Origin of the sequence: Sphingobacterium sp. JUb56, from assembly GCF_014191365.1 — a bacterium.
Lineage (GTDB): Bacteria > Bacteroidota > Bacteroidia > Sphingobacteriales > Sphingobacteriaceae > Sphingobacterium > Sphingobacterium anhuiense.
Window position 1 is genome coordinate 52,227 of record NZ_JACHWL010000001.1, and the last position, 24,266, is coordinate 76,492.

13 protein-coding genes are annotated in these 24,266 nt (G+C 36.5%); 10 read left to right on the plus strand and 3 right to left on the minus strand.

Going from position 1 to position 24,266, the window contains the following annotated elements:
- The first annotated feature begins 5 nt into the window (after positions 1–5).
- A complete protein-coding gene (locus FHR29_RS00205) occupies positions 6–1,370 on the plus strand; it encodes a RagB/SusD family nutrient uptake outer membrane protein (RefSeq protein WP_260291258.1) in 1,365 nt (454 codons plus the stop codon).
- A gap of 4 nt (positions 1,371–1,374) precedes the next feature.
- Positions 1,375–1,953, plus strand: a complete 579-nt coding sequence (locus tag FHR29_RS00210; protein ID WP_260291260.1) for a fasciclin domain-containing protein — start codon at positions 1,375–1,377, stop codon at positions 1,951–1,953.
- A gap of 109 nt (positions 1,954–2,062) precedes the next feature.
- Here FHR29_RS00210 and FHR29_RS00215 read toward each other — a convergent pair whose 3' ends face one another.
- Positions 2,063–2,884: a GLPGLI family protein gene (locus FHR29_RS00215; RefSeq protein WP_183911746.1), complete on the minus strand. Its 822-nt coding sequence runs from the start codon at positions 2,882–2,884 to the stop codon at positions 2,063–2,065.
- 219 nt (positions 2,885–3,103) lie between these two features.
- On the opposite strand from FHR29_RS00215, the gene FHR29_RS00220 reads away from it, so the two are divergent.
- The 7 genes from FHR29_RS00220 to FHR29_RS00250 all read left to right on the plus strand — a co-directional run bounded on the left by FHR29_RS00220 (position 3,104) and on the right by FHR29_RS00250 (position 20,184).
- A complete protein-coding gene (locus tag FHR29_RS00220) occupies positions 3,104–7,105 on the plus strand; it encodes a two-component regulator propeller domain-containing protein (protein ID WP_183911747.1) in 4,002 nt (1,333 codons plus the stop codon).
- Between the two features lie 173 nt (positions 7,106–7,278).
- A complete protein-coding gene (locus FHR29_RS00225; RefSeq protein ID WP_260291263.1) occupies positions 7,279–10,143 on the plus strand; it encodes a TIM-barrel domain-containing protein in 2,865 nt (954 codons plus the stop codon).
- A 28-nt stretch (positions 10,144–10,171) separates the two neighbouring features.
- Entirely contained in the window at positions 10,172–13,309 is a 3,138-nt protein-coding gene (locus tag FHR29_RS00230) for a TonB-dependent receptor (RefSeq protein ID WP_183911748.1), read from the plus strand.
- 12 nt (positions 13,310–13,321) lie between these two features.
- Complete coding sequence (locus FHR29_RS00235) at positions 13,322–14,950, plus strand: RagB/SusD family nutrient uptake outer membrane protein (protein WP_183911749.1); 1,629 nt, start codon at positions 13,322–13,324, stop codon at positions 14,948–14,950.
- Between the two features lie 44 nt (positions 14,951–14,994).
- The gene (locus FHR29_RS00240; protein ID WP_183911750.1) at positions 14,995–15,909 is read left to right on the plus strand and encodes a hypothetical protein; all 915 of its coding nucleotides are present in this window, start codon (positions 14,995–14,997) and stop codon (positions 15,907–15,909) included.
- A 340-nt stretch (positions 15,910–16,249) separates the two neighbouring features.
- Positions 16,250–18,280, plus strand: a complete 2,031-nt coding sequence (locus FHR29_RS00245) for an AAA family ATPase (RefSeq protein WP_183911751.1) — start codon at positions 16,250–16,252, stop codon at positions 18,278–18,280.
- A gap of 548 nt (positions 18,281–18,828) precedes the next feature.
- A complete protein-coding gene (locus tag FHR29_RS00250) occupies positions 18,829–20,184 on the plus strand; it encodes a hypothetical protein (RefSeq protein WP_183911752.1) in 1,356 nt (451 codons plus the stop codon).
- A gap of 508 nt (positions 20,185–20,692) precedes the next feature.
- Here the strand turns inward: FHR29_RS00250 and FHR29_RS00255 are convergent.
- Positions 20,693–21,886, minus strand: a complete 1,194-nt coding sequence (locus FHR29_RS00255; RefSeq protein WP_183911753.1) for a hypothetical protein — start codon at positions 21,884–21,886, stop codon at positions 20,693–20,695.
- A gap of 42 nt (positions 21,887–21,928) precedes the next feature.
- A complete protein-coding gene (locus FHR29_RS00260) occupies positions 21,929–22,561 on the minus strand; it encodes a hypothetical protein (RefSeq protein WP_183911754.1) in 633 nt (210 codons plus the stop codon).
- A 1,059-nt stretch (positions 22,562–23,620) separates the two neighbouring features.
- On the opposite strand from FHR29_RS00260, the gene FHR29_RS00265 reads away from it, so the two are divergent.
- A complete protein-coding gene (locus FHR29_RS00265; protein WP_183911755.1) occupies positions 23,621–24,256 on the plus strand; it encodes a hypothetical protein in 636 nt (211 codons plus the stop codon).
- Positions 24,257–24,266: the final 10 nt, after the last annotated feature.

Genomic DNA, 24,266 nt, shown 5'->3' on the forward strand with positions numbered 1-24,266 from the left:
AAAAAATGTATAAATACATATTTTGGTCTATTCTTTTTCTATCTGCTACCAGCTGTTCTAATTCGTTGCTGGATAAAGAACCTATTAGCAATTTTTCTGGAGAAGGGTATTATAAAAAGCCCAGTGATGCCCAAGCTGGAGTCAATGGAATCTATAATGGTCTACAAACTCTTTTCCGTCAAAATTATGCCCATTGGGGCGAGGGCCGGGCTGATAATGTGGTGACCCGTCATGCCGGTGATCCTGGAGCGCTGCAACAAAATACGTTAACGCCAATTATCAATTCAGCACGGTGGGATAATTTTTACATCGTTATATCCCGTGCGAATTACGCAATCAAATATATTCCCCAGGCATTTGGAACTGAGGATAGCGAACTTAAAAAACAATTACTCGGGCAGGCACATGCATTAAGGGCACTCGCTTATTTTTACCTAGTTCGGATCTGGGGGGAGGTACCTTTAGTCATCGAACCGTACGAGGGTTTGGGTCAGGAGCTGTTTGTACAAAAGAACACGGAGACTGAAGTATTGGCTAAGGTAGAGGAAGATTTGATGCTCGCGACAGAGAATTGTGCTACAAATTATTCAGGAGCCGGGAATCGTGTGCTGATCACCAAAGGAGCTGCTTATGCATTTCTGACGCAACTGTATATGTGGCAAAAGAAATATGCGCAGGCCATAGAAATGTCCGAAAAGGTGCTCGCGGATCCGCAATATACCTTGGTGTCGATCGAGGATTGGAATAACATTTTTGTAAAAGGGAGCAGTGCTGAAAGTATTTTTGAAGTCGGCTACAATGAAGTACAGACCAATAACCTCCGTATATGGTACGCCATGGGATCAGATAGTGACTATGTACCCAGTACATCTTTTATTGCGTCTATCGAACCGGGGGATCTTCGCAAACCACGTATTTACGATGTGTCCCAAGTACAACCACGTAAGATCTGGAAATTTTTTGGACAGGGATTTAATGACGAGAGTCCAGAACCTTCGGCAGGCAATATGGTATTAACCAGAGTAGCTGATGTTGTTTTACTAAAGGCCGAAGCACATGCAAATTTAAACCAGACCGTTGAGGCATTAGCATTACTTAATCGTATCCGCATCCGTGCCGGACTCCCTGCTTTGGATCAAAATAAAGCCAATACCCAATTTGGAAGCTTACTCACCGGAATTTTGCATGAAAGATCCGTAGAGCTTTGTTTTGAGGGACATCGATGGTTTGATCTTGTACGGACTGGAACTGCCATTTCAACAATGAAACCGATGAATGGCCTCTCGGACAATCGAAATCTGCTATGGCCGATACACGAAGGCGAACTACTTAAAAATCCAAATTTGAAACAAAATGAATTCTATAGATAATCATATGAAGAAGATCAAATATATCGTTACGCTTTTGCTGTGCAGTTTTGTTGTGCTGGTTACTTTTTTTAGTTGCGAAGTACAGGACAGCTTTGAATACGATTACGCAGCAGACAATAGCAGATTAAATATGTCTGCATGGGCCTATATCCAACAAAATGATTCTTTGTCTTCCCTAAAAGAAGCAATTATGCTAGGTAAGGATGAAGGATTATACGAACGTACAGAGAAATCGACCTTTATTCTGCCCACGAATCGTGCGTTTAAGGCATATTTAAAAGAAAATAATTACGACGCTATAGGTACAGTACCGGTAACCATACTGAAAGATATGTTGCGATATCATATTGTAAAGGCAGTAGTGAATTTTAATGATCCGGCTTTGGCTCCAAAAAATAAGCCCATTGCATATCAGACTGAAAATGGTCAGATCATGTATCTATCCCATACCGGTACATATGTGGGGCTCATCAATGAAGGAACCAATAAGCAATGGCAAATCCGTACGTCAAATCTTGTTCCGGACAATGGTGTCATCCATATTGTTGATCAGATTGTTTTCTATTCCGAGAAAGTAAAATAGGTATATTGTTCCTGCATTTCTACAACATCGCAAATGCAGGAACTTAATTTTCTTTGAGAAAGTACGGGATGTTCAAAACCTGATCCTGTCACGAATTTTTATCCAGCCATCAATATAGTTCTATCCAATTACTTCTTATTTTTAAAGCCTGATTAAATAGTTTTTTTGTTCTTTCTCGTCGTGCTGGATCAGTATCAGTAACTCTCATCGTTTGTTGAAGCTCCATGAAATTTTCATTTGCGTATCGTTTATTTTTAAAGAAAGTCACTTTGTCGGTAAGTGGATTGTCTATAACAGGAAGTAGTGTGGCTTTAAAGCTTTGATTTCCTTTTTCAATACTGATAAGATTAAAGTTCCAATGTTTTTTTGTGTCCGAAATTTGAATAATAAGCCCAGGAAGTCCTTTAAATTTAAATGGACCTTCCGAAGTTGGTATTGAAGGATCAAAATAAGCTATCCAAGTTCTATTTCCAAATGTAGTGGTGGCTTTCTGACATAAAAAACCGCCAATTGTAAGTGTATCCTCAGATAATTTCCAGAGGAGATCTTTGACATCTTCAATGTAATGAAATCCTTCATTTCCTGGTTCATTACGATTAGGTAAGATATTATCATAGGTAATAATACTATTATCTTTTTTTACTATTTTATAGTTGAAAAAACTATATTTTCTATCCCCTTCTGTTTTACTGATAAAGGTTATTGAATCCATGTAGTGAGAGTTCTCGGTTTCAAATAAAGAATAATCATGCTGTATAAATAAAACAGTATTTTCAGAACGTAATGTTTTTTGATCTGTACTATCTCCGAGATAGCTTAATTTATAAGTTATTTTGAGATCAAATGACAAGGGTGTTTTTTGTTGACCGTAGCAAATACTAGTAAAAGATAAAAAAATCAGTATTAAATAAGGTTTTATTATTTGGTTCATATGGTTTGATATTAAGTCAATGGTAATTAATTCTAAACTTCAGTGAATAATAAAAATAGTTAACTTTCTTGTTTATTAGGATCTGAAAATTTCCAAAACTCCAATTTCCGTATTTTTCTTAATAATTTCTCTGCGCAAACGTAGAAACTTCAAGCGGTTATTCTTATTTGAATAATATTTTTGTTAATATTGGTATTACAGTACTAATTATAAATTTTGATGATCCGTAGTACCTTACTTTCGATCAGTATACTTCTTTTTTCATGGATTACTAGTTTTTGTTTCGGTCAAGAGCAAGGAACAGTCTATTCTTTTAAGAACATCACTTCCGATCAAGGATTGGTACATAACCATATCAATTGCAGCCTACGAGATCAATATAATTACATGTGGTTTGGAACAGAATCTGGACTTAGTCGATTTGATGGACTTCAATTTACAAATTTCCGGTATACATCAAACAAAGGTTTTGGACTGAGCAGTAATCGTATATCGGCATTATTTGAAGGACCAGGGGAGCAAATTTGGATCCGTACCCATTCGAAAATGAATGTGTACGATCAAAAAAAAGGAGTAATTATTCAAAATATAGATTCCATTCTTCAGACATGGAATTTACCGATCGGAGATCCTCAAATTATCCGCCATTTTGAAGATGATGAATATGCTGTTTTGTACAGCGATAATTCATTCATGCTAACACATACGATTTCAAAAAAAACGAGAAAATTTTCACCAATTAAGAATCAAAAAATTGTCGATGTTGTAAATTATTCGAAGGAATCTTTTTGGATAATCTATGAAAACGGTTTGACACAGCTCGTACAAAAAAAGACCTGGAATATTCTTAAACAATTTTCTTTACCTGCCAGCAAACAGCGCGTTACGTATGGTCTATTTATAGATCGCGAAGGCGATCTGTGGATTTATTCAAAAGATGTTCCAATCGGCGTATTTTGGGTCAAAGCTGGATCGGATGAGATCAGTCATATCAAAGAGCAACTTTCGAATGTATTTGTAGGCAGTATCGTTCAAGATGAACAAGGTTTGATTTGGTTAGCTACTGATCATGGTGGAATCAATGTCTTTAATAAAAAGACGCAATCACTTTTTGTGATCAATCACGAGGCGTATAATTTAAGAAGTTTACCCTATAATAGTATTACCTCCCTGTATAAAGATCCGAAAGGCATTATCTGGGTTGGGACATACAAGGGCGGCATCAGTTATTATCACCCAAACTTACTGCTTTTTCCGGTATACCAAAATTATGCAGGTTACACGAAAACATTGCCATTTGATGATGTCAACAGGTTTATTCAAGATCAAAATCATAACTTATGGATCGGAACAAATGGTGGCGGTCTCTTGCATTATAACTTTCAAGATAAAGTATATAAACAATATCTGCACAATCCAAATGATGCAACTTCTTTACCCAGTAACGTTGTCGTAAGTCTGTATCTGGATCAAAAAAATATACTTTGGGTAGGCACTTACCACGGGGGATTGAGTCGGTTCGATGGTAAAAGTTTCAAAACATACAACAAGGGTACTGATCGATTACCGGACGATAGCGTCTGGGAAATATTTGAAGACTCAAGAGGTCGTTTCTGGGTTGGAACACTATCTGCTGGTTTATATTTGTTTAATAAGGATACGGAAACGTTTTCCACCTATCGCTCGCGTGAGGGAAAGACAATTTCAAGTACCTATGTATCTGTCTTATTTGAAGATTCAAAAAATAATATCTGGGTTGGAACTGCTACAGGCATCGAACTGATTCGGTCAAATGGAGAAATCCATCAATTTAATGAAAAAGAAGGCAAGTTGCGTCTTTCCAATGATTTGATATATGATATTAAGGAAGATGAACTAGGTCGCATTTGGGTGGCCACTCAAGAAGGAATTAATATCATTCAGGATGAAACGATCCAATTCCTCAATACGAGCGACGGTCTGATTGACAATGCCGTACTGGCATTAATCAAAGATAATAAGGGCAATATGTGGGCCTCAACAGCAAAAGGATTATCTGAAATTGTTCCCAATCAAAATGCTAAGCAATTTGTCATTCGTAACTTCACCAAAGAACAGGGACTGCAAAGCAATGTCTTTAATGAAAATTCAGCTTTAAAGATGGATAACGGCCAGCTCATATTTGGAGGACCAAACGGTTATAATATTATTGATCCAAATCAAATTTTGGGATCAAAAGAAAATATAACACCTGTTCTATCCAATATCTATCTTTTTAATCGTAAAATCAACGTTGGTGAACGCGTAAACGGCAAGGTTATTTATAATGAGGCACTGACCAATGTGAAGAAATTAGAACTGCCATATGATCAAAATGCGATCTCCTTGGAACTATCCTCATTTAATTATTTGCAGCAGGATAATCGGATCTACCAGTATCAGTTGGATGGACTCAGTGAGGAGTGGTTTGATTTTGAAACGGGAACAATGAAGGCCAATTTTACGAATCTTGATTCCAAAACATATCGATTTTACATCCGACATTCAGTCGATAATGAAAGCTGGTCCGAAAAAACATTATTATTAACCCTCGTGATTGAGCCTCCTTTTTGGAGGAGCAATTGGGCATTAATGCTTTACGTGCTGATTTCTATTTCCTGTATCTACCTGTGGCAAGCTTGGGTAAAACTGCGGACAAAGACACGAAATCAATTGATAATGGTCAAAGAACAGGCGTTGCAAGCAAAAGAACTCGAAGAGTTGAAGACACGCTTTTTTACTAACGTAAGCCACGAGTTCAGAACGCCGATCAGTTTAATTTTAACCCCATCAGAGCAGCTTCTAAAAGAAGAAACAGATCTGCATAAAAAAGAAAATTTAAGGCTGATCAATAAAAATGCATCTCGTCTATTGATTTTGGTCAATCAATTGCTGGATTTTCGAAAACTGGAAAAAAACCAGCTTAGCCGTATGGACGAATATGGCGATTTAATTCTTTTTACTAAAGAACAGATTGAGCCCTTTTTCCAATTGGCCGAAGTCAATTCGCTCTGCATCGAGGTAATATATAACCGCGATCATTATCTCGGTAATTTTGACAAAGGAAAATTAGAAAGTATCCTATTCAACCTATTGTCCAATGCAATTAAGTTCAGTAGATCGGGAGGTACTATCCATATCACGAGCACGATTAAGGAACAAAACGATGACCTCGATATATGGCGATTAGAGATTAAAGACCAAAGTCCCGGGATACCGGAAGAATATCAAAATCGGATATTTGACCGTTATTTTCAATATGATATCAACAGTGGCCGTTTAAATCAAGGTACAGGTATTGGATTAGCCATTGTGAAAGAATATGTCGAGTTTCTCAATGGAAATATTTCCGTTCAGAGCAAAGTCGGAGAAGGATCATGTTTTGTGGTTGAAATACCGATTGAAGCGATTTCGGAAATATCAGCACTCCCAGAGAAACAAATCAACAAGAGAAATCAGATTTTGCTGATTGAAGATCATGTAGAATTTTTAGAATATTTGAAAAGAAATTTAAACGATGAATACTTAGTTGATGGTGTCTGTACCGTAAAGGAAGCAAAAGACCATCTGACAAAAAAGGAGTATGATTTAGTGATTGCCGATATTCAGCTTGCTGGTGAAAGCGGTATCGATTTTTGTACATATCTAAAATCATCAGAACGTTATCGACATATTCCTGTCATTATGGTAACTGCAGTGTTAGATCAAAAAATACAGCTGCAGGCACTTCGTGCAGGAGCTTCAGATTATGTTCTAAAACCATTTAATTTTGAACTGCTGAAATCTAAAATCGCCAGTGTCCTGGATCAAAAATCATCCCTGGTCAAAAAATACAAAAAGCATATCGCAATCGAACTCAACCAGCCAGAGGTTGAGTCTGCCGACGAGAAGTTCATTCGCGAATTCATTCTTGAAGTCGAGCGAGATTTGTCAGACTCGACGTTGTCTGTCGAAATATTAGCAGGAAACATGCACATGACCCGGGTAGGACTTTATAAAAAGATATTAGCCATTACCGGATATTCACCAACAGAATACATCAGGCATATCCGTCTAACAAGAGCCATGCACCTGATACAACATTCCAGTTTATCGCTTTCAGAAATTGCATATGAAGTTGGTTTTAGTAATCCCAAACAATTTACGAAATACTTTAAAGCTACTTTTGGATTTTTACCATCCTATTATCGTAAAAGCCTGTAAATTAAATTCTTGTGATTTATAGATGATCTCTGCAGATCTCACCAGTTAACATTAGATACCCTAATTGTTAACATAATACCCCCTCCTGGAAATAACTACTGCGCTATATTTGATCCTACCAATTCAAACGGTAAAAGGGAAATAACCAAAATTAAACCAGTAATTATTTATATATGCAAAACCTAAAGTTTGCTCTGAGCGGTATTATGCTTTTTGCACTTGTCCATAATGGAAATGCGCAAGTGAATAAATCCAATTTTATAAAAACCCAATCAGGTGTAAAGGTCAGTTTCAAAGGATCTGAAAGTGCTATTGATCAAGATGTTTATCTGGATGTGATCACGGATAAAATCATCCGCGTCACTGCACTTCCTTATGGAGATCCATTTCCATCACAAGCAAGTTTAGTGGTCGTAGACTCTTTGCAACGTCAGCTCAAAGCCTTTCATGTACAACCAACAGATTCGACGATCAACTTAACAACATCGAATCTTATCGCTAAGGTTTCTTTGGTGAGCGGGAAAGTTGATTTTTTTGATTTATCAGGCAAGAGAATTTTCAGTGAATCAAAAAGAAATGCCGATGCATTCATTCCCGACAGCTATAATGGAGATCCTTTTTATCGATTAAATCAAGATTTTATTGTAGACACCGCTGAGGGCATATTTGGACTTGGTCAGCATCAAAATGCGATTATGAATTACAATCGCGGTAAACAGGTGACTCTGTTGCAATATAACACAGAAATTGGAATTCCTTTTCTGGTTTCGACAAACAATTATGGACTTTTATGGCACAACTATTCCATCACCAAAGCTGGAGATACACGTGCTTTTCTGCCCCTCAATGCGTTTAAATTAACTTCTAAAGAGGGCGAGCAAGGGTGGTTGACAGCAACCTATGTGAATAAGCATAAAGATGACGAAGTTTTCCTGTCACGTCCCGAATCAATTATCGAATATAGTTACCTGACTGATCAGCATAAGTTTCCCAAAGATGTCAAACTCGTAGACAGTAAAGTTATCTACGAAGGCCGTATATCTTCTCCTTATTCAGGAAAACATGTGCTCCATTTTAAATACTCGGGTTACATGAAAGTGTGGATTGATGGACAATTGGTCGCTGATCGGTGGAGACAATCCTGGAATGCAGGAACATTTGAAATTGAACAGCAATTTAAACGAGAAGAGGATCATGATATTCGTATAGAATGGTTGCCAGATGGGGGAGAATCTTATTTTACTTTAAATTGGCAAAGCCCTATTCCAGAGCAGCGTAAAAATGTGTTTTCTTTTAACTCTGAAGCCGGTGATGCGATTGATTATTACTTTGTACATGGGCAATCGATGGATGAAGTCGTTTCTGGATATCGCCACGTGTCAGGAAAAGCACCGATTATGCCTTTATGGAGTTTTGGTTACTGGCAAAGTCGCGAACGGTATAAAACGCAAGCGGAGATTGAAAGTGTCGCAACAGAATTTCGAAACCGAAAAATTCCCATTGATAATATCGTACAAGATTGGTCATACTGGTCAGAGCCCGACTGGGGGAGCCAGCAGTTTGATAAGACGCGATTCCCTGATCCAGCAGGGATGATCAAAAGATTACATGATCAAAATTATAAGTTGATGATTTCGGCATGGCCCAAGATCAATGAACAATCTACCGTCTACAAACAGTTCAGCGACAATAAATGGATTTACACCAGAAATATTTATGATGGACGGAAAGACTGGATCGGAAAAGGATATACATCGACTTTTTATGATCCCTTCAATAAAGGAGCACGTGATGGATTTTGGCAATTATTAGACAAAAATCTTTTTCAAATTGGCGTCGATGCCTGGTGGATGGATGCCAGTGAACCTGATATACATTCAAACATCGATCTGAACGAACGCAAATCTGTCTTTCAGCCAAATATCGGATCATCAGTCCGCTATTACAATGCATTTCCACTTCAAAATGCGAAAGGAATCTATGAGGGACAGCGCGAAACAGATCCCAATAAACGCGTATTTATTTTAACACGTTCCTATTTTGCGGGCCAGCAGCGCTATGCGGCTGCAGCTTGGAGTGGCGATATAGCTTCAAGATGGCATGATATGAAGGATCAGATTGCTGCTGGAATCAACTTTTCAATGTCTGGTACGCCTTACTGGACGATGGATGCCGGTGGATTTTTAGTAGAGAATAGATTTCATAAGCCCAATCCTGCAGATCAGGAAGAATGGCGCGAAATGAATGCCAGATGGTATCAGTATGGAACTTTCCTGCCTATATTCCGCGCTCATGGTCAATTTCCATTTCGCGAACCTTTTAATATAGCGCCAGAAGATCATCCTGCATATAAAAGCATGGTTTATTACATCAATCTGCGCTATAAACTTCTGGCTTACAATTACAGTATAGCCGCAAAGACATTTTTTGAAGACTACTCGATGATTCGTGGATTGGCAATGGACTTTCCCAAAGATCAGAAGGGGTTTAATATTAATGACCAGTACCTGTGGGGACCATCCTTATTGATCAGTCCAGTTACAGAAATGGGAGCCACTTCGAGAGTCATTCATTTACCCGAAGGCAGAGATTGGTACAATTTCTATACGGGCAAAATGAGTCGGGGAGGACAAGATATCACAGCAGAAGCTGCTTATGAGCGTATGCCGGTATTTGTAAAAGCAGGATCAATATTGCCAGTAGGCAGAACCATTCAGTTTACAACTGAGCAAAAACAAGATCTGATCAACCTGTATGTTTACGATGGATCCGATGGTCAATTTACGCTATATGAAGATGAAGGAATCAATTATAATTACGAGAAAGGACAATATAGCCGTATCGATATGACCTATGACAACAGCACAAAAACACTCGTGTTAGCAGACCGTGCTGGTTCGTTTGCTGGTATGCTAAAGGATCGAAAATTCAATATCATTTTTGTTGATCCTGCTCACGGCGCCGGTATTGATATACAGGCCAAAAAATCAAAGATGATTTCTTATTCCGGAAAAAAACTACAGGTTAAATTAAAATAAATACAACCGATTTTAAATTTTAAATTATATGATAAGTAAGCAATTGTTTAAAAAGGGAATTGCCGTCGTCGTCATGACGGGCATGACCTCAGTTGTCTGTGCACAATCCTTTTCGGGATCAGTAGTTTCTGCTGATTCCAACTTGCCAATCGGGGGCGCAAGTATTAAAGTGAAAAATCAGGCAACCTCAACAAGTAGTAATGAATCTGGGAAATTTTCCATACCTGCAGCAAAAGGAACGATCTTGATCATTTCCTATGTCGGTTATAAAACAGAAGAAATTGCTGCCTCAGGTACAGATCTGGTCATTCGTCTACAACCATTGGTATCCGATCTGGATGAGGTGGTCGTCATTGGCTATGGCGTACAAAAAAAGAAATTAAATACAGGAGCAAATCTTAAAGTTGAAGGCGAAGATCTGCAAAAACGTAATCAGCTCAATCCGCTACAGGCACTTCAAGGACAGGCACCGGGTGTATCCATTACATCGACCTCAGGGCAACCGGGAGCAGACATGAAAGTTGTCGTTCGCGGCTTAGGTACAATAGGTAACTCCGGACCATTATATGTGATCGATGGTGTGCCGGGAGGAGATATTTCGGTGTTAAATGCGGCAGATATTCAGTCGATCGATGTATTAAAAGATGCGGCATCTGCAGCCATTTACGGGTCTCAGGCTGCAAATGGGGTTGTTTTAGTGACCACAAAGATGGGTTCCGCCGGTAAAAGTATCTTGTCATTTGATGGCTTTACCGGAATTCAGAATGTAGCCCGCAAAGCAAAACTATTGAATGCCGACCAATATAAAGTCATCATGAATGAACAGTCGCTTAATTCTGGGGCATCCGTTATCAATTTTGATGGTATGGAAGGTTTAGCCAATACCAGCTGGTTGGACCACATGTTTAAAGACAATGCCCGGATGGATAACTATAATATTGGATTAACCGGTGGATCGGAAAAGTCAACCTACGCGATGTCCTTAAATTATGTTGCACAAGAAGGGATTGTTGGGGGCAAGGATGTTTCCAACTATGAACGCTATGGCTTCCGCAGTAATTCGGAACATAAATTATTGAATAACTTTCTAAAAATAGGACAGCATCTCAATTTCAACTACATAAAAAATAGAGGTGTAAGTGTTGGTGATCAGTACAGCAATACGCTACGTGGCGCATTTAGCACATCGCCATTGTCTCCCGTCTATTCGGACAATGGTCTTTTTGGAAGTCCATTTAACGATACTTCCAATTCGCCTTGGTACAACGGAGACGGTAATCCCTATGGCAGCATGATGACCAATTCCAATAATAGCAATGATGGTCAGAAACTGCTGGCTGATATCTTTGCTGAAATTGAACCAATCAAGGGTTTGAAAGTCAGGTCGCTGTTGGGATTTAATTATTATGCATCCGAATACAGAAGCTTTACGCCCATGTACCGCTTTTCAATTTACACCTACAACGAAGATCATACGACAACTTCTCAGAACATGAGCAAAGGTCATACACTGACCTGGACCAATACAGCTTCCTATGATTTTAGCATCAATAGCGATCACCGGTTTTCAGCTATGGTGGGTATGGAATCATTGCGTTATCAAGGAACATATCTATCTGCTTCCAATTGGAATCTATTATCGCAGTTCAATGATTTTTCGCATGCTTACTTGGATAATACCACAGGTCAGGCGCACTTAGATGAGAAAGGTAATGTCGTAGAAACCCGCACAGTGGCTGGTAAACCGGAGAATATTACCCGCAGGGTATCTTATTTTGGACGTATGGGTTATAATTACAAAGAGAAGTATCTTTTAAATGCAACCCTAAGAGCCGATGCCTCATCCAAATTCTCCAAAGACAACCGTTGGGGTTATTTTCCTTCGGTATCTGCCGGATGGGTGATCTCTTCTGAAGATTTTTTTCAAGACAATTTAAGTGCGATAAACTTTTTTAAACTTCGAGCATCATGGGGTCAGGTAGGTAACCAAGATATCGATGATTTTCAATACGCTTCGCCGATAAGTACTTCAACAGGTATCACTTCTGGCAACCCCGGAGCGCATTATGTATTTGGAACAAGCAATAACAATATCGCTGGAGCTTATCCAAGCCGGTTATCTAATCCATACCTGACATGGGAAACTTCCGAGCAGACCAATATTGGTATAGACGCCAAATTTAGCAATAATCGTTTGGACATTGTTACCGATTTCTATATAAAAACTACCAAAGACTGGTTGGTTACAGCGCCCGTACTGGCCACAACAGGTACAAGACCACCTTTTATCAATGGTGGAGACGTCAAGAATACAGGGGTTGAACTTGCGATCAATTGGTCTGACCGCGTCAATGAACTGAAATATAACTTTGGTGTCAATGGTGCTTATAACAAAAATAAAGTTGGTCAGATTCCGACTGAAGACGGTATTATTCATGGTCGAACAGCTATGCTTTATGACAACTCCGAAGAGTTTTATCGTGCCGAAAACGGTCAGCCGATTGGATATTTTTGGGGATATAAAACCGATGGTTTATTTCAGAACCAAGCCGAAATTGATGCATGGAGAGATGCCGGAAAGGGTGTTCTACAGGCAGACGTACGACCTGGTGATGTCAGGTATGTAGACCAAAATAGCGATGGTGTTATAAATGCAACCGATAAAGTAAATCTTGGTGTAGGTATGCCAAGTTTTACCTATGGATTTAACCTAGGCCTAGATTATAAAGGAGTCGATTTTTCAATACAGGCCTATGGATCCGTAGGGAACAAGATCGTACAGTCCTATCGCAACCACGCGAACAAACAAGGAAACTATACCACGCGCATCTTGGACAGATGGACTGGTGAAGGCACTTCCAATACCATACCGAGGGTTACCGAAACAAATGTCAACTGGCAATTCTCCGATCTCTACTTGCAAGATGGCGATTTTCTGCGCATCAGTAACATTACATTGGGTTATGATCTATCCAAAGTTCTCCGCTGGAAATTCACCAATCAGATCCGCTTCTACGTACAGGGACAAAATCTATTCACGTTCACCAAATACGACGGTATGGATCCCGAAATCGGTTACGGCACAGATGGTTGGGTTTCAGGTATAGACTTAGGTTATTATCCACGACCTAAAAGTGTTTTGTTCGGTCTAAACGTTAAATTTTAAACACTAAAAATCATGAATAAATCTCATTTCATATACAGTTCTTTTTTAATGTCGGCCTTACTGTTCAACTCTTGTTCATCCAGTTTTCTCGATGTCGAGCCGATGACAAGTGTTTTAGAAAGTAATTTCTATAAAACAGTAGCCGATGCAGATATGGCCTTAGTGGGTTGTTACGATGGTTATCAGCGTACTGTATCCAATGGTAGCCAGTCCTTTTATTTAACAGCTGAGGTTGCCGCAGACCAGTGTTTTGGCGGTACAGGTACCACAGATGGGCGAGCATTTCAAGCGATCGATCGATTTGATATTTCGGAGTCCTCTTCAGATAATAATATTTTTGATGGTACCTGGTCAGATTATTATGCCGGTATTTTTAGAACGAATACGCTTTTGGGTAAATTGGACGGGACAGACTTTGCTAATAATACCGCTGCTAGAGCAAGGATTGAGGGGGAAACAAAATTTTTACGCGCCTTGATGTACTTTGATCTGGTGCGTTTATTTGAAAAAGTCCCTTTGCTAACGAGTGCTACTAATGAAAATATACCCCAAGCAGATCCTAAGGATGTATACAAACTGATCGTCGAAGATCTTAAGTTTGCAGCAACTCATATTCCTACAGATGCCTATCCAAAATCGGCAGCAGGAACCAATGATGGTCGGGCAACGCCTTTAGCGGCAAAAGCATTATTAGCACGTGTCTATTTATTTTATACCGGATACTATGGTACTGAAGATATAGGTGTCACTAAAGCCGAAGCACTCGCCGGATTAGAAGACGTGATTAGCAGTGGGCAGTTTGCTTTAGTACAAAACTTCAGCGCGCTATGGCCGGCAGCGAGTTATGTTCCCAACAAAACCAACAACTCGTTAGATATATCCAAGTATATCGGAAAAGGGAATTCAGAAGTGGTATTTGCACAGAAGTTCAATAATACCTCCAACTATAATGGTTATGTTGATGGCAATCGCTGGGTCGTTTTCTTAGGACTCAGAGGTAAAAGCTGGTCTCCGTATGGCCAAGGTTGGGGTGCCTGTACCGTTAGTAAAAACTTCTTTAATAAATTTAGTAATAATGATACCCGAAAAGTAGCGTCTATCATTGACATCGATGGCGAAGGCATTACTGATTTTGATCTGAGAGATCAACGTGAATATACCGGATATACCGTAAAGAAATATGCGCCAACCGCTTTACCGGACGGAACGACCAATACGGGAGGAGAGAAAGATATGCAGCTTTCTCAAGATCAAGATTATTTTGTAATCCGTTATGCCGATGTATTACTGATGGCTGCAGAGTTGGGTTCGGGCAATGCTCAAAAATATTTTGATGATGTGCGAAAAAGAGCTTACAAAAGCAACTTCACAGCAGCCGCTGTATCCAAGGCTGCTATTTTAAGAGAAAGAGAATTTGAGTTTGCATTCGAGGGAATTCGTTATTGGGACGTTTTAAGACAAGGATTAAATAATGCTGCGGGCATACTGGAAACTTCCGAGGATGTGCTTAGTGGTTCTGTTCCTGAAAAAGTCACAGTTAAAAAAGAGAACTTCTTAAAGACAAGAGGTTTTATGCAGATTCCTAATAAACAGATTACCCTATCGAATGGCGTGCTAAAACAAAATGACGGATGGAATTAGTAAAGCCGATCGTTAAATTTTGCTTTGATAAAAATTGTACAAAGATGAAAAATATAGTAAAGTATAGCATCTATTTCTTTATTGGAATAGTTCTGTTTGGAGCCTGTACTCCTGAAAAATATGAATTAGGGGGTATCGATATTGCACCGGCCCAGATCGTAGAGGGCATATCCTATAAAATTGAACATGATGCTTCGAATCCCAATATTATTTATTTGACCAGTTTGGTGGATGCAAAATATACACCTTTGTGGGAGCATCCTCAGGGACGTAGCCAAGATAAAAAGGTTACTCTGAGAATTCCATTCCCTGGAGAATACAAAGTGAAGTTTGGTGTTGAAACCCGCGGTGGTATTGTATATGGAGAACCTGCCACTTTTAAGGTAGATGATATGTATGCCGAGTTTATCAGTGACGAAACCTGGACACTGTTGGCAGGTGGGGCAGGAGAAGAGAAAACCTGGTATCTGGATCTGGATCAAAATGGACTGTCTAGAGTTTTCAAAGGGCCATTATATTTTTATGGAACAGGTGACTGGTGGGGCAATGTCAATCAGCAGGGAAAGCCTCTTAATAGCGATTCTTGGCTTTGGGATCCCACCTGGAAAGAAAATACCTGGCTTATGCCAGCGGGTGATTATGGAGAAATGACTTTTAATTTAAAAGGAGGTGCCAATGTCATCGTCAACCACAATATGCTAGGTAGAAAGCAAAAAGGATCCTTTATGATTGATACGGACAAGAAGACGATCCGTATGGTTGATGCAACACCCTTACATGGTAAACCTCAAGATGGTATCGTGGTCGATTGGGGCGATGTTCGCATTATGTCATTGAATGAAAATACCATGCAACTGGCCGTTTTACGAGATCCTGTCCTTTCACAAGAAGGTGCCGCCATGTTGACGTATAATTTTATTAGTAAAGCTTATCGAGAGAGTTTGGAGTCGAGCGATTAAAATGGGAATTATGAATTTTAATTTTCCATAATAACAGATTCGGAAGCACGTAAATCAAGATTGTTTCCTAGTGATAAGCTACAATCTACTGCGCATCCCTGTCGTATAATTTTTCAATATAGAGTAAGAGTGATCGTGGTATTAATAGTTATTATAAAATAAAAGGTCTAATGAGAATTAGACCTTTTATTTTGGCGTTTAGGTAAACTGAAGTTGCTAACTATTTTATAATTTTATTTTTCACAAAGATTCCTTAAGATTGGTATTTAGTGTGAAATTAAAAAAATCTTATTAACTTAATCAAAGATTTTTAACCTAAATATTGATTTCAAATTAAGATATGATCACGAATCTGAGCCTTTCAAGCTACTATTATGATAACAAAATTCGTCTGGAGAATAAAGAGTTCTATTGCAATGATCAACCGATTCGGTTTCTTTCAAACATAAAAGATATAAATATTATAGTAGGAGGAAACAACACTAGAAAAAGCCGTTTCTTTAAAATGTTGATGGAACAGGAGTCTTATCCAGTTTGGGATACAGCACTGGCGCTAGAGCCTTTTATTAGAGATTTAGAATTAGCAAATCAAGAATTGGCAAACTTTAATGAAATTGTTGTAGCAGATTTAAAACTTTACGGAATATCTGCTGATATTAAAGGGAAAATACAAAATGTAATAAAGAAAGTGTCCGCTAATGAAGAATATCAATTACAAATTGTTTTGATAAAGGGCGTCGTTCAAGGGGTAATAGACAATATTCAACAATGCAAAACCAAAGCAGGGCTAAATGAAATTAAAACAAGTGTTGATGATTTAATCTACTCATTGAATATGTCGAATCATTTAGTTCAAGCAATTTATAATGAAGATTTATTGATCAAACAACAATTTTCTTTGACAAAATCTCCTTATTTAGCGCTAAATGCTAAAAGGCCTAGCGATTTGAGAAAACGGTTAAAAGATGCTGAAATTTCCAAAGTCTTAATTAAAATAAAGGAACTTTTGATCCCTTTTTATAAAAATATCTCATTTGAATTATTTAATCCTAATATAATATATATTCCTGTTCTACGGACTTCGAGGACGCTCATGGGGATTAGCCGAGATATTTTTGAAGAAACTGTTAAAGACCAAATGCCTAATTTAAATCGTAATACTGTTATTCATACAGGTTTAAGCTTGAATGATAGAGTGTTGAAATCAAGAAATGGGACAAAAGAGGATTTTTTTGATTTCCTTGAATTTGAAAAGTTTATTGGAAATACTTTTTTCGGTGGCGACAATATCAATATAATAGCTCAATTTGGCGGTAAAGAAATAAAAATTAGCCTGCCAGGTGAGAGACCAAATATTTCGTTCAATGATCTCGGAGATGGTGTAAGTGGGATTATCAATTTACTGTATCCAATTTTTACTGCCCACGACGATAGTTGGGTGTTTATTGAAGAGCCTGAGAATAATTTACACCCTGCATTTCAGAATATTTTTGTTAAGACGTTAGCTGAAAACTCGTTCTTGAAAAAAAAGAATTTAAAAATTTTCATAAATACTCATTCCAATCATATTCTTGTCAATAGCTACTTAAGTCCTCAAGATATTAATGTAATGGTGTTTTCCAAAAGAGATCAAGATACAACATCAATTACAAGTTTTAATGATGACAAGAAATCTACTTTGGATCTATTAGGTGTTTTAAATACTTCTGTCTTAATTAGTAACTGTCTACTTTGGGTAGAAGGGATTACTGATAGATTATATGTAAAATCTTTTTTGAAAGCTTATATTAATAGTTTAAAGAAAAAGGATCAGGTTATTAGAGAAGGACTAGACTATTGTTTTATTGAGTATGGGGGAAGTAGTATTATACATTATGATTTTAACGAAACAGTTGAGAATACAGCGTCAGCAGATATCAAAGCATTTTATAGTAGTAATAGAATTTTAGTTTTAGCCGATAATGACAATAACGAAGGTAAATCTATTCGTTTTTCAAAAATTAAAAATAGACAATTCGTTTATTTAGATACTGGTCTCCCTGAAATAGAAAATATTCTTCCTGATGAGATTTTAAAAGATTTTTTAAAGGAATTGGGTGTTTCAGGAAATCAAATCGATTCTATAGACTTTAAGCTTGTTTTGACGAAGAAGCTAGGAGAGGTGTTTAATGGGGTTAAAAAAAATGGGAGAATATTAAAGATTAAAGCAGAATTTGGTGGAACACTTGCGTCATCCTATAAAAAAAAATTAGCAGAATTTGTGTATCGAAAGGTATTAGATGGTAGTTATAACTGGGAGACTTTACAGCACTCATTGTATGTTAAAAACATCACCACAAAAATTTTGAATTTTATAAAGGGATCTAAATAGTTATGGAAAATAAAATGATTTTAATAACATTAAAATTTTGTGAATGAAAAATTTAGACTAGCAAACAGATATGTGAATTCTTATAATTATAAAAATTAAAAGCTACATTTCTTTTAAACTACATAGGTTAATCAAAAATAAGAATCTAGATGAATATATTGCGAGAGAGACCAAAATGTATATGGGTCTCAATTTTTGATTAACTAAAGAATCAGAATTTGGAATCATAGGATTAAATGAGATTAGGCGAAGACCATAAACTTCATTTTTCATTTTCTACGTTTTAAAAAGTTTTAGCAATTGATCATCATCGCACATTATTTCAGGACTCGAAGGATGAAATTTTTGATTCTTTAGGATTTTTAATAGTTTAAAATGCTATTTTTATGGTTTCCGTAAACATTGCCAATTTATTAATTATAGCTCCTCCTGATTTTGTAGAATTTAGATTCTGACTATGTGAATTATTCATTAATTCTAAGAAACTCATTTATCAATTTTATAATATATATTATTTCGAAAAAAAACTAAATTTCAAAGCCATTATTATGAATATACAGCAGAAAGAATACATCCTAAATCAGATAGAACAAATATTGATTTTTGATTTCGATGAATTGATATTAAATAATAATCTCACTGATAATGTAGACGATATTTTATATGGTGAATATAAGGTTTCAGAGTTTAAGAGTCTATATATAAGAACTTTTTCACAACTCAGATCGGAGTTAGAAGAGGGGTTAGGTACTATATTACCAAATACAATTAGTACAGGTAACGAATATGCTGTTATTGATCTGTATAACGAAATAACAAATTTTTATTCTTATTTAAAAAACTATGCTAACAAAGACAACGCTGCAGATTATTTAAAACGACAGATATATTATCAAATATTTCATGGATTCTGGGATAAATCTTCGGTAAAAATGCATAAAATTGAAGGTTTAAAAATTAAAGATGCTGAGGAAAGAATAGAATTAGTAACAAAAAATATAGAATTCAGATTAGCTAACTTTGAAGATTTGAAAAATAAATTTACAGAAAGCCAATTGGAAATTGATAGCGCTAACATAAAATATTCTGAAGAATTAGCTAAAATAGTACAGGTAGATCAAGAGATGCAAACAAAAGCAGAGCAAGTCGATACTCTGTTAGTGAAAACTCAAGCTTCTGATGTTGAAATATCAAAAATTCAAAAATCATCTAAGACTGAACTAGACGTGATTAATGAAACTAAAAAGATATATGAGGATGACTTTAACACTAGGAAACAACAGTTTGATCAAACTATTAAAAATGTTGAGGTGTTAGAGAAAAAAAATCAAGAAATAAATGAAAGTATTAATGAAGCTTGCACTAAAATTTTAGCTCAGGAGGAACAGATTGTTAGTTTAATTGGAAGAGCAGCAGATGGTAGTCTTGGGTACAAATTTAATGATAGAAAAACTGAATTAGCAAAAAATGCACAATATTGGATCATAGGTACTGGAGTTGCAACTATTTGTGCAATTGTATGGGTTTATCTGGTGTTTACAAAATTTTCTACAGATTTAAATATTCCATGGATTAATCTTTTGGTTAATGCAATTAAGACTTCTCCAGCATGGTTGCTTGTTGGTTTTTGCATAGGACAATATCAAAAAGAACGCAATTATCAAGAACAATATGCTTTTAAGTCGGCTGTAGCTATGACAATAACCTCTTATTCAGATTTACTTTCGAATAATAAATCTGATGAAATAAGTGTTAAAGAAAGTTTATTACTTCAAGCTGTTAATAATATATATGAGAAACCAACATTAGTGCAGGAAAAGAGTAATGTTAGTGAGAAATCACTAGAACAAGCCAAAGGTTTACTCTCTACAACCGTAGAATTGATAAAAAACACAAAAAGTTAATAATTATTATTCTTAGTTTTTAGTTTTGAAGTTTGTGCAAATCGTTTCAATAACGTAATGTTAAAATGTTGGTAGAGTTGGTAGTTATAACATCATTTTAACATAGTCAATAACAATGAGATAAAAATGCATCTTAAATGGATCAAGCTTTATCAGTCTGTTTGTAATGCAGGGATGCTATATTTAAAGTGTGGTAAAATTGAGCCTACGCTGAGAAAATAGGTTAAGCGATATAAAGAATCTGGAATTGATGATCTAAATTAAGTTAATAGAAGACAACATAAAATCCACTGTAAAATAACCGAATAGGATGAACATGAATTCTTGATGTCTTGTCCTGAAATAGCTTTACATTAAATTTTGAGATAGACTCAAACTTGATAGACGCTTTTAGCATTAGGTTAGTTATCCAATGACACAGTTCGAGTTACACTCCCGAAATCGATGTACAGTGGGTTGTACAGTTTCTATTATATGTCTGCTATATGTTTAATTTAAAATACATCAATTAATCCATCCAACTAGTTGTAGTAAAGATGGTACCGATATGTTGATTTAAAAAATCGGCTTGTTTATTAGCAATATACTCCACATAAGACATTCCTTGCATTTGTGGTATTTTATTTTGTAAACCGTAAAAGATATATTGTCCATTAGCACAAGAAACTATTTCTTCCTCTAGTAAAAACCGAATAATTTTATTTTCTGAATCAAAAGTACAAACATATGCATATCCGCAACAATCTCTGAAATTTCCAGAAGAATCGATAGTATTTTTATATTTATCTATATATTCATCAGCATATGAAAGAGCCATAGTTTTGCATTCTTCTATGATTTTTAAAACTTGAACTTTTTCATCATCAGTAATTATATCATATTTTTGTTTATAAAATGCTTTCTCAGGTAAATTCTCGATGCTAGTTATTTCATTAATGCCAAGATATTTAAGCGCTTCATCTATTACTAAATATTTAATATCTGTATGAAATTCGTTACCTCCTGCTGAATATCCAGAATCTAGTTGTTTTTGGACTACTTTTTGAATAATTATGGCCTCCTCATTTGTTTTTATAATGATAATGCACTCAGTAAAATTTAAATCACTAAAAATATTTATTCCAGAAGTTTGGTGCACATTCATATGCCAGTCGTCTCTTACCCAAAAGTCTTTATGGTCGACTTTGATTCTCCATTCCCTTTCATGAGTCCAATCAATCTTATTCTTTGAAAGTAGATCGAGAGCGACATACCTATACTGTTCTGATATAGGTAGGATCTCTGGATTCAAAATTCTTCTTTCGTAGTTTGAATAGCTCAAAGCATTTGAAAGGCCAGATATTACAGGCCTAGCTCCGTAAGAAAATGCGTTATTCTTCAATATAGCAAATCCATATTCCGTTACTTTATTATCATCTTTTCTAGAACGTACATATTCTATTAAATTTAATAAAGGCATCTCTGTGAAGCAAATAGCTGGTGATCCTCCATAGATTGTAGGTTTACCATTTCTAAATGAAAAAGTCCCTCTTAATCCTCCTTCTTTAATTATATTAAGTAGCACTTCGAATTCAGATTTTAACTCTGCACCCTCTAATAAAGGATAATATTGTACAGTAGATTTATCTGTTAAATTGTTACTTTCTTTTTTCTTTGGAGCACCAACTCCATGAAATAAATATTGAGAAATATCTGTTCTCATTTTTATTTTTTTATCAAAAACCAATATTTTAATAAGTAAAGTCTACTTAATCTTTACAAAGCCACGAAGAATTAGATCTACATAATTTTCAGCGAGAGTGCGATCATTGAATTTTGCTATAAATGGATCTTCAAGTTGTAGATGAACTACTTGATATTCTTTCTTTTTTGAAGTAGAGTCGTTACTGTTACAGATTATAATCTCTTTTCCTTTCAATTCATCCTTACTAATCTCAGAAAAGATTTTATCCAGATAAATTGGTGATATCTTTTCATGCGTCTTTTTATATGTCGCAGCATATTTTTCTAACCGCTTTATTACTTCTGGATTATTGACCCATATATTTTTTTTCTTAACCGAATCGAACTTTTCGATTTCGAATGGTATACCTTCTTCCTTATTGATACGTACTAATTCTAACTCTAAAGCTTTCGCCAAACCAGTTTTGAAGCGACCTTGAGACTCCAATAATTCGCGATTATCAATTTCAAGTAATTCACCGATTTTATTTAAGTTTTCCTCTTCCGGTTGTGATTTATTTGTATTCCAGGGACTTATTGTGGTGTAATTCACATCTAACCATAGTGATAATAGCCTTTGAGATGCACCAGCTAATTTTACTTCTTCTTTTATTCTATTCTTTTGAATAAAATCCTTATTCTTATTTCTTGGCATAAAAATTTAAAAATTAGTACTTGGAACTAATATTTATTCATTATATTTGTATTGTAAATAATTAATAGCGACAATATATAAGAGGTTAATCCTCTTTTTACGATGTCTCTTACGCTCGAAAACCGTCAAATTTTTGCTACGTAAGTTGAGTCGGAGTTCGCTTTCCATTGCGTTTTTGTATATTCGTACATAATTCAGTGGAGCGGACTTCATTTCAGCCTTCGTAGCGGTTAGCTTTAAGTTAACAGGCTCTTGACGGTGCCACGAGCGAAGCTTTGAAGTCTGCTCCTTTGATTTTTGCAAAGGAGTATCCTAATGCTTGACAAGTCACATCGTTGCATAACCAAACATTATTATGATACAACGATTAAAAACCATCCAAAAAAAACACGCCGACCTGATCGAGGATCAAGGTCTATGTTCAGCCCATTCCAATCTTATAAAGAACGTTATTTGTGCCCCGCAATAGCAGCTACAATAAAACATATTGTCGAATAGGAAAGAGCTCGCTCTTGCTAAATCCAAAGACGTATCCGCAGTAAAAAGTATGGCTTAATGGCCCGACCTCATACTGAAAAAAGGTGCATGGAAAAGGTATGAAGCTTATCAGCTAACAATCCCTAGAAGACATATGTTACCGGCTTTTATTCAGTTAGTATACAATACTGCATACGCCACAATAGTCACGGTATACATTTTTTATTTTACACTTTAAAAGTACGACCTTTCTTGTGGTAAAGCAAATTTTGAAATCACAAATTTATCGTGATACACTATTGTTTGGAAGCCGGTTTTTGTTTTTTATCTAAATTATGCAATCGCGAAGACCAGTTATAACCTTGATGTAGACTAATAATTGCATTTTTTCTAATCTTATTTTTTAACTATTGTGGTTGAAAAGGGAACCTATTGTCTATTTTTTAGCTTCCTTTTAAATCTCAATTTAACCTAAAAAAAATGCAAAAACTTTGCAACAGGGAAAGCTATGCGCTGTCCCCAGGGGAAAAACTGCCTTCGATTTTGTGTAAAAAACGTGATCCAATTATCAAAAAACCAATTATGATGACACTTTTACCAAATCGGATATGGAAGAAACCGATGTCCGTATCCCACAAACCTGGGCCTCCAATGATGCCTAGAGCTTTGGTCAAGAGAAGGCCAAAGGAACGCTATTATTCGATAATCACCCAGTCAAAACAGGCAGGTCGTTCATACAGTTCTGTTGTACGTGATGATAGTACGGATGTGCTCCGCATATCACTTGCCAATATGGCCATCTATGAGTGCTACCTCTTTGCTTTAGGATTGCCATCTAGTTTTCCGACCGAGCAGATCATCGTCTATGGTCATAACAGAGATAAGTATATACCCTGTAAAGTATGCCATGAGCGATCGTCACGCGAAATTAGAAACCTGTATTGTTATGAGCTTGCTCTGCCAGCTAGTACCGAGCGCGAAGAATACCGGCAACGCATACTCAATGATCTTAATGAACAGTTTGATCTCGATGTTAAAGTTGAAAAACTCTCCATCGTGAAAGACAGCAGAAAAGTATTCACCATGGACGGTGAGTCTGTTGAGCTGATCTGGGAGGAACAGCTGATGTTGATCATGCGTACAAAACGGGGGTTAGTAGCCGAACTATTGGCCAACAGAGCAAAATATAAAAAGTTAATAACTGGTGTCACTGTTTAGAAGGCCCGAT

Coding starts and splice junctions, on each gene's coding strand:
- FHR29_RS00205 (WP_260291258.1), top strand. CDS start 6: ATGTATAAATACATATTTTGGTCTATTCTTTTTCTATCTGCTACCAGC.
- FHR29_RS00210 (WP_260291260.1), top strand. CDS start 1,375: ATGAAGAAGATCAAATATATCGTTACGCTTTTGCTGTGCAGTTTTGTT.
- FHR29_RS00215 (WP_183911746.1), bottom strand. CDS start 2,884: ATGAACCAAATAATAAAACCTTATTTAATACTGATTTTTTTATCTTTT.
- FHR29_RS00220 (WP_183911747.1), top strand. CDS start 3,104: ATGATCCGTAGTACCTTACTTTCGATCAGTATACTTCTTTTTTCATGG.
- FHR29_RS00225 (WP_260291263.1), top strand. CDS start 7,279: ATGCAAAACCTAAAGTTTGCTCTGAGCGGTATTATGCTTTTTGCACTT.
- FHR29_RS00230 (WP_183911748.1), top strand. CDS start 10,172: ATGATAAGTAAGCAATTGTTTAAAAAGGGAATTGCCGTCGTCGTCATG.
- FHR29_RS00235 (WP_183911749.1), top strand. CDS start 13,322: ATGAATAAATCTCATTTCATATACAGTTCTTTTTTAATGTCGGCCTTA.
- FHR29_RS00240 (WP_183911750.1), top strand. CDS start 14,995: ATGAAAAATATAGTAAAGTATAGCATCTATTTCTTTATTGGAATAGTT.
- FHR29_RS00245 (WP_183911751.1), top strand. CDS start 16,250: ATGATCACGAATCTGAGCCTTTCAAGCTACTATTATGATAACAAAATT.
- FHR29_RS00250 (WP_183911752.1), top strand. CDS start 18,829: ATGAATATACAGCAGAAAGAATACATCCTAAATCAGATAGAACAAATA.
- FHR29_RS00255 (WP_183911753.1), bottom strand. CDS start 21,886: ATGAGAACAGATATTTCTCAATATTTATTTCATGGAGTTGGTGCTCCA.
- FHR29_RS00260 (WP_183911754.1), bottom strand. CDS start 22,561: ATGCCAAGAAATAAGAATAAGGATTTTATTCAAAAGAATAGAATAAAA.
- FHR29_RS00265 (WP_183911755.1), top strand. CDS start 23,621: ATGATGACACTTTTACCAAATCGGATATGGAAGAAACCGATGTCCGTA.